The sequence below is a fragment of the Pseudomonas sp. LTJR-52 genome (assembly GCF_003691465.1).
GTDB classification, from domain to species: Bacteria; Pseudomonadota; Gammaproteobacteria; order Pseudomonadales; family Pseudomonadaceae; genus Chryseomonas; species Chryseomonas luteola.
The window spans coordinates 4,869,115-4,883,815 of sequence record NZ_CP033105.1 but is presented as its reverse complement, the minus strand read 5'-3'; the positions used below and the strand labels follow the sequence as shown (position 1 = coordinate 4,883,815).

Here is a 14,701-nt window from a genome sequence, read left to right as displayed (position 1 = left end):
TACGAGAGCAGCCACCTCGCACCCGCAAGAAAACAGGTGCCTGTTCTTCTCTACTGGTGATCGCAAAGCGATAGGCCATTGTACTGCCATATCAGGGGGTTATGTAACTGTAAGAAAAGGTTGCCGAACATGAATAGGTTTCAGGTTAACGCCGACGCCAAACGTGCTTGCCGACGCGTTTGGCCCGGCCATATCAAGCCGTATAAACGGCCCGGTTAGTGCAGCAAGCGTGGAATGTGAATCCTCCTGTGCCAAAAGATGTCTATACCTCATCAAGGGCGCCTGTTCGCGCTTGGAGTTTGGCAATCTGATTATCACGGGAGATACGATGACGGCACATCCAGCACCGGGCATCCTCAATACAATAGAAGGTCAGCGGCTTTCCGGCGTCGATGCCGAGCACTGGCGGAAATGGGGTCCCTACCTGAGTGAACGCCAATGGGCAACGGTGCGTGAGGACTATAGTGCCGATGGCAACGCCTGGAGCTATTTCCCGCACGAACATGCACGCAGCCGTGCCTATCGCTGGGGTGAGGACGGACTGGCCGGTTTCTCCGATGTAGCCCAGCAGTGGTGTCTGGCGCTAGGGCTCTGGAATGAGCGCGACCCTTTTATCAAGGAACGTTTGTTCGGCCTGACTAACGCCGAAGGCAACCATGGCGAAGACGTCAAGGAACTGTATTTCTATCTGGATGGCGTTCCAAGCCACTCCTACATGCGCATGATCTACAAGTATCCTCACGCCGAGTTTCCCTACGCCGACCTCGTAGAAGAAAACGGTCGCCGTGGGCTGGGAGATGCAGAGTACGAAATTCTCGATACGGGTGTCTTCAACGACAACCGCTATTTTGATGTGACCGTCGAATACGCCAAGAACACGCCGGACGATGTGCTGATGCGTGTCACGGTGGTAAACCGCTCTACCGAGGCGGCACGCCTGCATGTCATGCCCCACCTGTGGACACGCAACACCTGGGTATGGACCGGAGCGCCGCAGCGACCGCTGCTATCCATCATGGACGATGGGAAAGTCAAGGCAACCAACTACAACTGGGCGGATTATGTCGCTACCGCATGGGGTGACGTCACGCCCGAATGGATCTTCTGTAACAACGAAACCAACAAGCCAAAACTGGAAGGCATTGAAGCGTCCGGTCCGTTCAAGGATGGTATCAACGATTATGTGGTGAGTGGTGACGAGCAGGCGATTCGCCGAGACTCCGGCAGCAAGGTGGCTGCACGGTTCGTCCTGGATATTCAGGGAAATGGCCGGTCGGTCATCTATCTGCGATTCGCACCAGAAACCGCTGACCCTCATCTCGATGTAAAAGCGGTCTTCGCCAAACGTCGCGCTGAAGCGGACGCGTTTTATGCAGAGTTGCAACACAACATCATCGATGAGGACGCCCGCAATGTACAGCGGCAGGCCATTGCCGGCCTGCTCTGGTCCAAACAGCTCTACTATTTTGAAGTCAACCGCTGGATTGATGGTGATCCCAATCGGCCTGCCCCGCCCCAGGAGCGCAAGAGCGGTCGCAATACTCAGTGGCGGCATCTCGTCAATTTCGACATCGTATCAATGCCGGACAAGTGGGAATACCCTTGGTATGCCTCATGGGATCTTGCGTTCCAGGCGGTGGCCTATGCCATGATCGATCCGGGCTTTGCCAAACAGCAACTTCTTCTGTTAGTCAAAGACCGCTTCATGCACCCCAACGGGCAGCTACCAGCCTACGAATGGAACTTTGAGGATGCCAATCCTCCCGTACACGCCTGGGCCTGCTGGCATGTTTATCAGCAAGAAAAGGCATTGACGGGACACGGTGATCGCGAGTTTCTGGAGCGCGTTTTCCATAAGCTGTTGCTCAACTTTTCCTGGTGGGTCAATCGCAAGGATGCCGAAGGCCGCAATCTCTTCCAGGGGGGCTTCCTGGGTCTGGATAACATTGGCATTTTCGACCGTTCCGCCGTCTTGCCGCCCGGCTCTCACCTGGATCAGGCCGATGGAACTGCGTGGATGGCTGCCTACGCGCTTGACCTGATGCGCATTGCACTGGAGCTGGCCAAGGAAAACCCGGTATATGTCGACATTGGCGTGAAGTTCTTTGAGCACTTCCTGCATATTGCCGGCGCGATCAACGCGGGTGAAGAGCGCCATGATGGACTTTGGGATGAGCAGGACGAATTCTTCTATGATGTGCTGCACCGTGGCGATGGCACCTGTGAGCCGATGCGGCTGCGCTCAATCGTAGGACTCATCCCGCTGTTCGCCGTGCAGGTATTAGAGTCCAAGGAATATGAAGGCCTGCCTGGCGTGCGGGATCGTCTGAAGGAGTTCGTACGGCAACGTCCTGATTTGGCACGACTGGTTTCCCGTTGGACCGAGCCCGGTCAGGGCAACCGATTCCTGCTGGCGCTGCTGCGTGGCCAGCGGACCAAGAGTCTCCTGGCGCGAATGCTGGATGAGAAGGAGTTTCTGTCACCATTCGGCATCCGCTCACTGTCCAAGATACATGCCGAAGCCCCCTTCGAGATGCGGCAGGAAGACGGCTCCATGCTTAGCGCACGTTATCAACCCGCCGAATCTGACTCCCGGTTATATGGCGGTAACTCCAATTGGCGGGGGCCGCTGTGGATGCCGATCAACTATATGTTGATCGAATCGCTGCACGAGTTCTATCTGTATTACTCGGACAACTTCTCGGTGGAGTATCCGACCGGCTCCGGCTATCTCGCCTCCCTGGAAGAGGTCGCCAGCGGCCTGAGCGAGCGCTTGACACGCATGTTCCTCAAGGATGAAAACGGCCACCGTCCCAGCATGATGGCCTATCCACAACTTCAGAATGATCCGGACTGTGCAGACCTTGTGCTTTTCCATGAGTACTTCCATGGTGAGAACGGGCGCGGTCTTGGAGCTTCCCACCAGACCGGCTGGAGCGCACTGGTCGCGCTGCTGCTTCAGCCTCGTTGATAGCGGTGCATGAAAGGCCGGACCTCGTCCGGCCTTTTTACAACCGGCATTTCAATGCAATCCTGCAACCTTTAGTATCCATAGCGATGTGCACGCGCGGTTCCACCGGTTCAATGTGCTACGCCTTATAACAATCCCAACAAGGATACCTTGATGTTCGCCCGATGGACATTGCCATTTGCTGCAGCGGTATCGCTTTCCACCTCCATGCTTCTGTCTCCTGCACTTACGTTTGCGGCCTCCAATCCTGCCGTGGAGGCCAGGCATGGAATGGTCGTCTCGTCGCAACAGCTGGCTTCACAGGTGGGCGTGGATATTCTCAAGAAAGGGGGTAACGCCATCGACGCCGCCGTTGCTGTCGGTTATGCGCAGGCCGTGGTCAATCCCTGTTGCGGCAATATCGGTGGCGGTGGCTTCATGACAATCCACTTGGCGGATGGCAAAGATACCTTTATCGACTTTCGCGAAAAGGCGCCTGCTGCCGCCAGTGCAGATATGTATCTCGACAGCAACGGCAAGGTCCGTAAAGACGCCAGCCTATATGGCTATCTGGCCGCTGGCGTGCCCGGTACGGTATTGGGCCTGGACACCGCTCACCAGCGGTACGGCAAGCTGACCCGAGAGCAGGTCATGGCGCCGGCGATCGGGCTGGCGCGGGAAGGCTTTGTATTGACCCGGGCGGATACCGATATCCTCGACACTACCGTTGAACGCTTCAAGGATGATCCGGAAGCCGCACGACTTTTCCTGCGCAAGGACGGCTCTCCACTTCAGCCGGGTGACCGTTTGATACAGACCGACCTTGCCAACACCCTCGCTGCCATCGCCAAAGAGGGACCGAACGCCTTCTACCAGGGACGCATTCCCCAGGCTGTCGAAAAGGCGGCCAAGGCAGGGGGCGGCATCCTGACGGCAGAGGATTTTGCACGTTACACTATCAACGAAACCGCGCCGCTTACCTGTACCTACCGAGGCTTCACCTTTGTATCTGCCCCACCGCCCAGCTCGGGAGGTGTAACCTTGTGCGAAACCCTCAACATTCTTGAAGGTTATGACCTCAAAAGCATGGGCTTCAACTCGGCGGATTATATCCATACCCTGACCGAAGCCATGCGGCAGGCCTACATGGACCGCAACACCTCTCTGGGCGATCCGGCCTTTGTCGATAATCCCATCGAGCAGCTCACCAGCAAAGATTACGCCGCCCAGGTCCGCAACCGGATTATTCCCAACAAGGCTACCCCGTCGGCGCAGGTCATTCCAGGCATGGAAACACGAGAAAAGCCAGAGACCACGCACTACTCCATCATGGATGAACACGGAAATGCCGTTTCCACGACCTATACCATCAATGGCCGATTCGGATCAGTCGTTATTGCGCCCGGAACTGGGTTCTTTTTGAATAATGAGATGGATGATTTTACCGTGAAGGTGGGTGAGCAGAACCTGTATGGTCTTGTTCAAGGCACAGCCAATGCGATAGCTCCTGGCAAGCGGCCGCTGTCGTCGATGACGCCCACCCTGATCAACAAAGATGGCAAAACCTTCATGGTCCTGGGCTCACCCGGTGGTTCGCGCATCATCTCCATCACGTTGCAGACCGCCCTTAACGTCATTGATCATGGGATGCCGCCTCAGGAAGCAGTCGATGCGCCACGAATTCATCACCAATGGATGCCGGATGAGGTGTATTACGAGCAACGCGGTGTATCAGCCGACAGCCTCAAGCTCCTGCAGGACATGGGCTATACCATGGTGCAGCAGACACCATGGGGAGCAGCCGAGTTGATCATGGTGGGCCTGCCGGGTGCGCCTGGCGTCACGGCAGATGACTCCGGCAACGACTCGGCAGTATCCGGGCGGGTGCGGGAAGGCTTTCTTTACGGCTCCAACGACGTACGCCGTCCCGCAGGCGCCGCAATCGGCTATTGAACCCTCCAGGCGGCGCTACCAGTCGCCGCCTGCCTCCGGCATCTCGTATTCCCGGTACTGGGTCACTGCCATGCCGATCTCCGGATCGTCATGGAGGGTTGGCTCCTGACTCAGTCGTTCGACCAGAAAATCGATAAACACCTTGAGCTTGGGTTGCAGGTGCCTGGTTGCTGGATAAAGCAGCCAGGCTCCTCCGCAGTATTGCGTCTGGAATGACCACTCAGGCAGTACTTGAACGATCAGACCCTTGCGTAAGGCGTAGCGCGCGGTGAAATAGGGAAGACTGCCGATACCGATATGGTGTAGCACAGCGTCCAGTCGCGCCCCGGTATGATTAGCGGCATAACGGCCGCGAACGTTGACGCTCACAGTCTTGTTGCCTTTTCTGAACCGCCAACGTGAATCGGCCGGCTCCTGCCCCAGGTAAATGCAGCTGTGCGTTGTCAGCTCTCGAGGATGCTCCGGCGTGCCATGCTCTGCCAGATAATGAGGTGTAGCCGCCAGTAGATGGTCGATCTGCACCAGTTCTCGCCCCATCAGGCCGGGCGGTGGCTGATCGGTAATGCGGATAGCCAGGTCCACATCACCATCGATGAGATCGACATAGTGGTCGCTCAGATTCATCTGCACATCCACATGCGGGTAAAGCCGCAAAAATTCGGGCAGGTGCGGATGAATCAGAAATCGCCCTACTGCCTTCGGCACACTCAGGCGGATAACACCCTCCGGCGTCTGGCTGAACTGCCCGCTGACCTCCATGACGGCGCGCGCAGCGTTCACCATGTCGACACAGCGCCGATAGACCTCTTCTCCGCTTTCGCTCAAACGAAGCTTGCGTGTCGTCCGGTTGAGCAGGCGTGTCGCCAGGGCCTTTTCAAGCCGGGCTACACTTCGGCTGGTGGAAGACGGTGTCGTGCCCAGCTGACGTGCAGCCTCGGAAAAGCTTCCGGTTTCGACGACCTTGACGAAAACAACCATCTCGCCCATTAGCATGATTGATAGATTTGTGCTCACCGCGCAAAAGTCCTTTGGAATGCAGGCGGATTATCACAATATCACCCCTTCCCTAGAATGGGGCAGGCATCTGCTTTGCAAAGGGCTTTAGACATGACTCAGCGTCTGTATTATTCGAGTGACATTCTGGTCATGGAGGTTGAAGTTACCGCCTGTGCCCCTTGGGAAGATCTCTATGCGGTGGAGTTGGCCGCCACGCCCTTCCATCCCCAGGGCGGCGGGCAACCCAGCGATACCGGCTGGCTGGGCGACACAGAGGTCGTCATGGTCAAACAGGACGGCGAGCGTATCGTCCACTACACACGAGAGCCTGTAACACTGGGCTCCGTGCAAGCCCGTGTCGATGAGAAGCGACGTCGATTGCATGCACACTTGCATTCGGCCGGTCATCTGATCGGTCATATCGGAGAGGCGTTTGGCTGGCGACCCGTCAAGGCACACCATTGGCCAGGAGAAGGCCGTATTGAATTCATGCCCGGTCAGGAGGCTCGGCCTCTGGATGCAGAGCAGCTGGAATCCTATTTCGACCAGTACGTGCGGCAGGATCTGCCGGTCAGCATCACCCTCGATGACGAAGGCCAGCGTAGGGTTGGCTTTGGCGATTTTACGCCTTACGGCTGTGGCGGCACGCATGTTCGCTCCTCGCGGGAGCTTAACGGACTGAAGAATCTCCTGCTCAAGGAAAAGAAAGGAAAACTCTCCGTTCATTACGATGTGACTTCCCCATGACGTGATCACACGATGGTCAGGGTCTGCGGCGTGTAACAACCATACGAGCACACCAGGAAGTCACCCTATCACCCAAGGAACCTGCTCATGATGCTTGAAAAGCAGCGTCTCGAGACGTCGTCTATCAACGCTCTCGCTAACGAAGAGGTCATGGCGATCCACGTCAGGCAGTTCATTCCTCAAGAACTGGCGTCGAAGATAGCCCAGCAAATTCTCGGACAGGGTTTCGAAAGCTACCTTAACGCGCCCAGTATTGGCCGTATCGGCATGGCCTTTTACGAGGCTGAAAATCAGCCGCCACGGCTGGCGGACTATTTTGAAAGCGTCTACGAAAACATCGAAGAACTGCGACGGCGTTGCCAGCCGTATCTGTCCCCTATCGATCTGCTGCGCTGCACGCTCGATGAAGTCTGGCCTGCGGGCGCCCGGCTGCAAACCCTGTATGGACGCAAGATGTATGTAGGGCTTTCCCGCGTCGTCAAGCCGGGCGTTCGCTTCCTCGCCCATCACGACATCTTTGCCAAGGATGCTCCGCAGAGCACCGAGGCCATGAGCCTTGAGGCCCAGATGGCCTGCAACGTTTACCTGAACATGCCAAGCGAGGGCGGCGCCCTGCAGCTCTGGCGAACCGAACTTACGCCCGATCAGTTCGACGCCCTGCGTGGCACAAGCTATGGGATAGACCCCACCCTGCTGGGACCACCCGATGTTGAAATCCGACCGGAGCCGGGTGACCTCATTCTCTTCAATTCAAGAAAGATGCATGCGGTCACTCCCGGTTCGGATCATTTACGCCTCAGCCTGTCGTGTTTTGTTGGATATCGAGGCGCTGGCAGTCCGTTGACCTTCTGGAGTTGAAATTGACGTCCTCTTACTTCACCGAGTTTTTAAGCCTTGCCATCATCCATTTTCTGGCGGTGGTCGCACCAGGGCCCGATTTTGCCATCACGGTACGCCAGAGCGTTCGCTACGGACGTCTGGTCGGGCTGTTTACGGCGTTGGGCATCGGAGCAGGCATTTCGGTACATGTGCTCTATACGCTGCTGGGCATCGGTGCCCTGATGCACGCCACTCCCTGGCTGCTCAGCGTTGCAAAAGTGGTTGGGGGCGCCTACATCCTTTATCTAGGCATCAGCCTGCTCAAAAGCAAGCCGACCCAAGCATTGGATGAAGTGCAAGGCGGCACGGTGGCTGTCGATGAGCAAACCATCGGCAAGGCATTCCGTATTGGGTTCCTCACCAATGCTACCAACCCCAAGGCAACCCTGTTTTTTCTGGCGATCTTTACTACCGTGGTGAGCGCACAAACCCCAATGAAAATCCAGGCGCTGTATGGCTTGTGGATGTGCTGTGTGAACGCAGCCTGGTTCATGATCGTCAGCTTTCTGTTTTCGAGCCCTCGTGTGCGACAACTGTTCCTGCGCATGGGGCACTGGTTCGAACGCACCATGGGGCTAGTGCTGGTGTTCTTCGCCGGCCGGTTGTTGCTGTCGATCATCTAAGTGTTTCACGGCTCGATAGCCACAAGCTGCCGGGCCGTGTCGAAACCTGGCTGGAGCGGTTCACTGCACAGCTGTTTGTCCCTACCCCAGCACGGAGCTGAATAGACTCATGCCACAAGCCATTCGATCCTACTCGACCCGTACCGCCGAAAAATTCGTCCTCCGGCTGCCTGAAGGCATGCGTGAGCGTATTGCAGAGGTTGCTCGCAACCATCACCGCAGCATGAACTCCGAAATCATCTCGTACCTGGAGCATAGTCTAGTGCAGGACGGCCTTCTGGAAGCTGATCCCGACATGCGCATGGACAGCCCGGCCCTGAGCCTGAACGAACGTGAGCTACTCCAGCGCTTCCGCCAGCTTTCCGGTCGACAGCAGAATGCACTTATCTCCCTGATCGCCGACGACCTTGAACGCGTAGGCGAGCACTGAACCAAGGCTCACTCTCAGGGCTCCCGACTACTTTACCAGGCTGCCCAGCACCACCGGGCCAGCCAGGGGCACGCGACTATTCGGCCACCCAATCGTGCTCCAGAGGATATGGAGATGCGCCTGGCAACAGCGTAAATAGCTGTCGCTTTCTTTAACGTAAGGCCCGCACTGGCGGGCTTTGCTCTACGCTCAGAAGCCTTGCCTGAAAAGCCAGAAACCCATTCAGGCGAAGGCCATGGCCTTATGGTGGATTCTCTTTTCCTCCCCGGACAGGCTGGGTACTGTAGCTATGGGCGAGGAATCGCCTGAACCGATCCATACAATTCATGTTACAACCCGCTACGCCCTGATCCGAACATCTGCAAACCTCATGGGGTCGGACCCCAAGGACCGGCCGTAGGCCAGCATGTATTTGGATCATTAGGACGACTTATGCCGTTGTTGAAGCTGCTGCATTTTCTGGGATTGATCGGGTGGTGCGGCAGTCTGCTCTATCTACCGGGCCTGTTGATGGCCCAGGTTCATGACATACACAATGCCGACAGACCTTATCGGTCTGGTACAGGCGACATTACTTCAGGGCTAGACGCTCCCGTTCCGGCCCTACAGCTGCTAAGGCCTGAGCTGCTGCGCTATGTATTCACGCTCATTGCCACCCCTTGTGCGTTGGTAGCGATTATCAGCGGAACACTTCTGTTCATCCGTCACAGCCTTTTCGATCCCTGGTTGATCCTGAAGCTCAGCCTGGTAGCCGTCATGGTAGTAGGTCACGCCTTATGTGGTGCGCTGATTCTGAAAAGCGATAACCTGGCGCCCAGGACCATACGGGCATGGAGCATAGGCCTGGCGGTTGCGCTCAGTCTGGCTATCGGGGGCACGCTGTATCTTGTCCTGGCCAAGCCAGGTTGGAGCTGCGCATGACCAACCGATCAGCTTTCCACGTCCACCCCAACCGCATGTTCGTAGACCAGACGGCCCCCCAGATAGCTGGCAAGGGAAATCAGTACAGCAGTAACGCCGGTCAGGTAAAAGCTCCAGAGCACGAGCTCTTCACCCCCCTGATACCGCACCATCCAGTTGAGCGAAGCCAGGGACACATTACGGCCAGAATGGCATGGCACCATGCTGTAATACGTCGGCGTATATCCGCCACGGTAGTAATGTCGATCAGTCCGGCGATACTGGCTACCCAACCACCCGTAGCCCCTACACCTGCCAACCACAGTCCGGCTCGTGCCCAGAACTCATCACCCGTCCACCAGAAGCCGAAATCGGCACCCACCAGTGCGATCAGTGCCGCGACGGGAAAGTGAATAAGCATGGGATGAATCGGGTGGCCCGCTACGGCGGCGCGGCTTTCGATGTTGTCGGTCGCAGGCATGCAGGACTCTCCAGTCGATGGCAGACCTTTAAATGGACCGCATGGGGACTGACAGTTCCCTTGGTAAGCGGCTGTAGCGGTACACAGTCCATGCTCGACCCCTATGGCCCAGCAGCCCGGGCCGTCGCCTGGACCTGGTGGGCCATGTTTGGTTTCTCCGCCGTCGTCCTGGTAGGTGTAGTAGCGCTCTGGTTGATCGGAATGCGTCGCCCGCCGGCAGCTGTACCGGAGGAAAAGGTTGCGCGCTACAACCGCCGCTGGATTGTCTGGGGAGGCATTGTGCTGCCTTGCGTCAGTATCGTGCTATTGCTCAGCTTTGGCATTCCTCAGGGTAAGCGCATGCTGCCGCTGCCAGTGGAAGGCGTACAGCCGCTCAAAGTTGAGGTGATCGGTCATCAGTGGTGGTGGGAAGTGCGCTATCCCGAAAGCGGCGTGGTAACGGCCAACCAGATGAACCTTCCGGCCGGTCGCCCGCTGGATATTCACGTCAGCAGCGCGGACGTGATCCACTCCTTCTGGATTCCGCGCCTGGGCGGCAAGATCGACATGATTCCCGGCCGTACAAACGTCATCCGTCTGGAAGCGGACCGACCAGCGACGCACCGCGGGCAATGCAGCGAATTCTGCGGCATGCAGCACACCCACATGATTCTCTACAGCGAGGTCCAGACGGCTGAGGATTTCGCAACCTGGCTCCAGGCTCGACAGCAATGGCAGGCGCCTGCGCCAAAGCCCGAAGCCAGAAGCCTCTTTGAGCGCGAGTGTGCCGCCTGTCATCAGGTTAGTGGACTTGAGCCGCCGCTTGGAGGGATCACAGACGAAACGCTGCTGATAGGTCCGGATCTGGGCGACGTAGGTAGCCGCAGCCACCTGGGCGCCGGAGTGCTCAAAAATGAACCGGGCGCCATTCGCCGCTGGCTTTCAGAGCATCAGACCCTCAAGCCGGAAAACCGTATGCCGCCACTGGATCACCTGAGGGATACGGAACTCGATGTACTTGCCGACTGGCTGGAGACCCTTACCCCATGAGCGACATGACCGCCCACACCCACGGTGAGCAGGCCGAACAGGATCGTCTTCACCAGGATCTTGATCAGGTCTGGGGTAATCCCCGAGGCTGGCGCGCACTCAGTATCGTCAACCACACCACCATTGGGGTGCGCTTTTTGGTGACGGGCCTGTTTTTCTTTCTGGTTGGACTGCTTCTGGCCATGCTGATTCGCACCCAGCTGGCTATCCCGGGCAATACATTTCTGGGACCGGACGAATACAACCAGGTCTTCACCATGCACGGCACGGTCATGATGTTTCTGTTTGCCGTACCGATTCTGGAAGGTCTCGCCATCTACCTGCTACCCAAGATGCTGGGCGCACGCGATATGCTATTCCCACGCCTTTCATCCCTTGGCTACTGGTGCTACCTGTTTGGTGGGTTGATCCTGCTGTCGAGCCTGCTATTGGATGTAGCTCCCAATGCCGGCTGGTTCATGTACACGCCCCTGTCGGACCGGGTGTACTCACCGGGACTTAACTCGGACTTCTGGCTGATCGGAATTACCTTTGTCGAGATCTCCGCTATCTCGGCAGGCGTCGAGATCGTCGTATCCATTCTTCGAGCGCGCGCGCCCGACATGGGACTACACCAGATGCCGATTTTCGCCTGGTACATGCTCGTAGTAGCCATGATGATCCTGATCGGCTTTCCGCCCATGATACTGGCAATCCTGATGCTGGAGATTTCCCGTGCTGCCGATCTGCCCTTCTTCGACGTGGCCCGCGGAGGCGACCCTGTGCTGTGGCAGCATCTGTTCTGGCTGTTCGGCCACCCTGAGGTTTACATCATCTTTTTACCGGCCGCCGGTATCGTTTCGACCATTCTCCCGGTGTTCTGCGGGCGTCCGCTGGTAGGTTACCGCTGGGTTGTACTGGGTGTGCTAACGACTGGTTTCATCAGCTTTGGTCTATGGGTACACCATATGTTTACCATCGGCATTCCCCAACTGGCGCAACTGTTCTTTTCGGCGGCCAGCATGCTGGTGGCAGTGCCAACAGGGATTCAGGTGTTTTCCTGGATTGCGACCCTGTGGCTGGGTAAGCCTCGATTCGAGCTGCCCATGCTCTGGCTGGTAGGGTTTATCGTCATCTTTGTTGCAGGTGGGCTAACAGGCGTGATGCTCTCTCTCGTGCCGTTCGACTGGCAGGTGCACGATACCTACTTTGTCGTCGCCCACTTCCATTATGTGCTGGTAGGCGGCATGTTCTTCCCGCTAATGGCCGGCATCTACTACTGGCTACCACATTTCTCAGGCCGGATGCCCTCCATGACGCTTGGGCGGTGGGGCTTCTGGCTGACCTTCATCGGCTTCAACATGACCTTTCTGATCATGCACTGGACGGGCCTCATGGGCATGCCACGGCGGGTCTATACCTATGAAAGCGGCCTGGGCTGGGATTTGCCCAACCTGATCTCCTCGATTGGCGGCTTCATCATGGCCTTTGGCGTTGCGACGTTTCTGCTCGACCTGTTCCTGCATTTTCGCTTTGGCGAGAAGGCCGGTAAGAATCCGTGGAAGGCAGATACGCTGGAGTGGGCAACGCAATTGCCACCCACTGCCTATAACTTCATCAGCTTGCCGGAAGTGACGACCCGCCATCCCTTGTGGGACCAGCCGCATCTGCCGGAAGCGATCGCCAATGGCGAATATGGCCTTTCGGTCAGTAGTCATGGTCGCCGGGAAACCTGGGGTGTCGATCCGGTTACCGGACGGGTACGCCATGTGATTCACCTACCCGGCAATTCGATGTGGCCCTTTGTGCTTTCGGCTGTACTGGCTGTGATGTGCATCTGCCTGTTAGTCAGTGCCTATACGTTAGCGGGTCTGGGTGCGCTGGCGGCGCTGATCATCTGTCTGCGCTGGAGCTGGGAAAACGGCGCTCATCCCAAGGCAGCGCCTGATGCGCATACCCAGCCGGATGAGCCTCCCTTGCACTCCCGTACGTTTGACGGTCCGGGCCTCTGGGGCATGGGAACCACATTGATTTCCAACGGCTCCCTTTACCTCTCGCTATTGTTCGGCTGGTTCTACCTGTGGAGCGTGTCGCCCAATTGGCAGATTCCTTCGCAGAATCCGCTCAACCATGGACTTATGTTGGCCGCGTTGCTGCCGGCATTCATTGTCACCGGCTGGCTGCGCCGTGTCGTGAGTCAGCTCAGGGAGAAGCACATTACGCACCTAGGGTCTCAACTGGCAGGTATCACTGTGCTTGGCCTGGTGCATACGCTGTTGCTGGTCTTAGTAATCATTGAAGCGCCTTTGAAGCCTACCGAAACAACCCACGATGCCGTGCTGCTGACCATGCTGGGTTACAGCCTGCTCCACACCGTGGTAGGTGTCCTGGCTACTGCGCTTCAGGCCTTGCGGGTGCATTGGGGGTATGTAGGGATCAATGCACCTTATGAGCCCAAGATCGTGCTGCAGTGGTGGGTTTATACCACAACGGTAGTTGCCATCAGCTACATCGCCACGGTGCTGTTTCCTCTGACCTGGAATCCTTACTGATGCGTCCAGCCCATCCCTTGCAGTTGATTGCAGGCCTTGTCGTCTGGAGCTTGTGGTTTATCTCTATCTACGGGGGGCTTACAGTAGCCTGCCAGATCACGCCGCCTGCTGCAGAAGCTGGTGCCCTCAATCGTATAAACCTCATGCTGGGTTTGCTTACGCTCGCCACACTGTTTTTTTTGCTGTGGAATGCGCGGCGCTGTTGGCAGGCTATTGGCCTCGGCGATTCCGAGGAGGCACGTCGGCAACGCTTCCTGGCAACGCTGGGCGCCGGACTGCACCTGGTCAGCGCAATCGCCACGCTGTTTGTTGGTATTCCCATTCTGTTGATGCCGCCATGCCTCTAGCCCTGATAATCCTGCTGGGTATTGCACCTTCGGCCTATGGTCATGGGTTACTAGAGGGTCATCTGACCGAACGTCTACCTATATGGGGCTGCGCTGTACTGCTGGCTGCCATGTGGGGGCTCTATTACATAGGGCAGCGCCGGGTTCCGCCTCATCGAGGCGAGGCGCTCTGGTTTCATGCCGGCATGGTCGTCGCAGCCCTGGCAACGTTTGGCCCGTTCGATGGCTGGGCGGAAACCAGTACAGCGATGCATATGGTCCAGCATATGCTCTATATGATTATCGTTGCGCCCCTGTGGGCGCTCGCCAGACCGCTGCCCCAGTGGCAGGCTGCGTTACGTGGACGCGGCCGACGCGTCTGGCATCCCATCCTGAAGGCCGGTCGCTATCCAACGGCTGCAGCCCTGCTCCATGCGCTGGCGATCTGGGGCTGGCATGCCCCTAAACCTTACCAGCTCGCCCTGGATAACCTCTGGTGGCATGTCACTGAACACATCTGCTTTCTTTTTACCGGTTGGTTATTGTGGTGGTCGTGCCTGCATGCCAGTCATGCGCGTGTTCCTCAGGCGTTGCTTGCGCTTCTGCTCACACTCATGCATACCGGATTACTGGGCGCGCTTCTCACCTTCAGTACCCAAACGCTTTACCACGAATCAGGCGACCTGCCTGACCAGCAGTTGGCGGGCCTCATCATGTGGGTGCCTGGCAGCCTCGCCTATATGCTGGGTCTGGGCTGGATTGCCTGGCGATGGCTGAGCCGTCAATGGCGACGGACGTTGGAGCGGGCCACCTGAGAGCCTGTCGTCAAGATTGACAGGCTCTCAGGTGCTCACGG

Annotated in this window: 12 protein-coding genes and 1 pseudogene; 11 read left to right on the top strand and 2 right to left on the bottom strand. The window is 57.4% G+C overall.

What is annotated here, in order from left to right:
• Window positions 1-328 precede the first annotated feature (328 nt).
• On the top strand, window positions 329-2,971 hold the full coding sequence (locus tag EAW52_RS22560; protein ID WP_122044150.1) for a glucosidase: 2,643 nt from the start codon (window positions 329-331) through the stop codon (window positions 2,969-2,971).
• A gap of 153 nt (window positions 2,972-3,124) precedes the next feature.
• Window positions 3,125-4,903: a gamma-glutamyltransferase gene (ggt, locus tag EAW52_RS22555; RefSeq protein WP_122044149.1), complete on the top strand. Its 1,779-nt coding sequence runs from the start codon at window positions 3,125-3,127 to the stop codon at window positions 4,901-4,903.
• 15 nt (window positions 4,904-4,918) lie between these two features.
• Here ggt and EAW52_RS22550 read toward each other — a convergent pair whose 3' ends face one another.
• On the bottom strand, window positions 4,919-5,917 hold the full coding sequence (locus EAW52_RS22550) for a LysR family transcriptional regulator (protein ID WP_218567895.1): 999 nt from the start codon (window positions 5,915-5,917) through the stop codon (window positions 4,919-4,921).
• 93 nt (window positions 5,918-6,010) lie between these two features.
• Here EAW52_RS22550 and EAW52_RS22545 point away from each other — a divergent pair, with 93 nt between their 5' ends.
• From EAW52_RS22545 to EAW52_RS22525, 5 genes are all read left to right on the top strand, one after another.
• Entirely contained in the window at window positions 6,011-6,646 is a 636-nt protein-coding gene (locus EAW52_RS22545; RefSeq protein WP_122044147.1) for an alanyl-tRNA editing protein, read from the top strand.
• An 87-nt stretch (window positions 6,647-6,733) separates the two neighbouring features.
• Window positions 6,734-7,504, top strand: coding sequence for a 2OG-Fe(II) oxygenase (locus tag EAW52_RS22540; protein WP_010798504.1), 771 nt, complete (start codon window positions 6,734-6,736; stop codon window positions 7,502-7,504).
• Between the two features lie 2 nt (window positions 7,505-7,506).
• Window positions 7,507-8,148, top strand: coding sequence for a LysE family translocator (locus tag EAW52_RS22535; RefSeq protein WP_010798505.1), 642 nt, complete (start codon window positions 7,507-7,509; stop codon window positions 8,146-8,148).
• Between the two features lie 109 nt (window positions 8,149-8,257).
• Complete coding sequence (locus EAW52_RS22530) at window positions 8,258-8,578, top strand: Arc family DNA-binding protein (protein ID WP_122044146.1); 321 nt, start codon at window positions 8,258-8,260, stop codon at window positions 8,576-8,578.
• A gap of 432 nt (window positions 8,579-9,010) precedes the next feature.
• Window positions 9,011-9,499 (top strand): hypothetical protein, encoded by a 489-nt coding sequence (locus tag EAW52_RS22525; protein ID WP_122044145.1) that lies wholly within the window; start codon window positions 9,011-9,013, stop codon window positions 9,497-9,499.
• A gap of 8 nt (window positions 9,500-9,507) precedes the next feature.
• On the opposite strand, the pseudogene EAW52_RS22520 reads toward EAW52_RS22525, so the two are convergent.
• Window positions 9,508-9,959 (bottom strand): annotated as a pseudogene (locus EAW52_RS22520) (DUF2231 domain-containing protein).
• Between the two features lie 90 nt (window positions 9,960-10,049).
• On the opposite strand from EAW52_RS22520, the gene coxB reads away from it, so the two are divergent.
• From coxB to EAW52_RS22500, 4 genes are read left to right on the top strand one after another with little or no spacing between them, the layout of a single operon-like run.
• Window positions 10,050-10,988, top strand: a complete 939-nt coding sequence (gene coxB, locus EAW52_RS22515; protein ID WP_122044144.1) for a cytochrome c oxidase subunit II — start codon at window positions 10,050-10,052, stop codon at window positions 10,986-10,988.
• Between the two features lie 5 nt (window positions 10,989-10,993).
• Window positions 10,994-13,519, top strand: a complete 2,526-nt coding sequence (gene ctaD / locus EAW52_RS22510; protein ID WP_122044894.1) for a cytochrome c oxidase subunit I — start codon at window positions 10,994-10,996, stop codon at window positions 13,517-13,519.
• Entirely contained in the window at window positions 13,519-13,866 is a 348-nt protein-coding gene (locus tag EAW52_RS22505) for a hypothetical protein (protein WP_122044143.1), read from the top strand. Before ctaD ends, EAW52_RS22505 begins: the two co-directional genes overlap by 1 nt.
• Window positions 13,857-14,660: a cytochrome c oxidase assembly protein gene (locus EAW52_RS22500; RefSeq protein ID WP_122044142.1), complete on the top strand. Its 804-nt coding sequence runs from the start codon at window positions 13,857-13,859 to the stop codon at window positions 14,658-14,660. Before EAW52_RS22505 ends, EAW52_RS22500 begins: the two co-directional genes overlap by 10 nt.
• Window positions 14,661-14,701 lie beyond the last annotated feature (41 nt).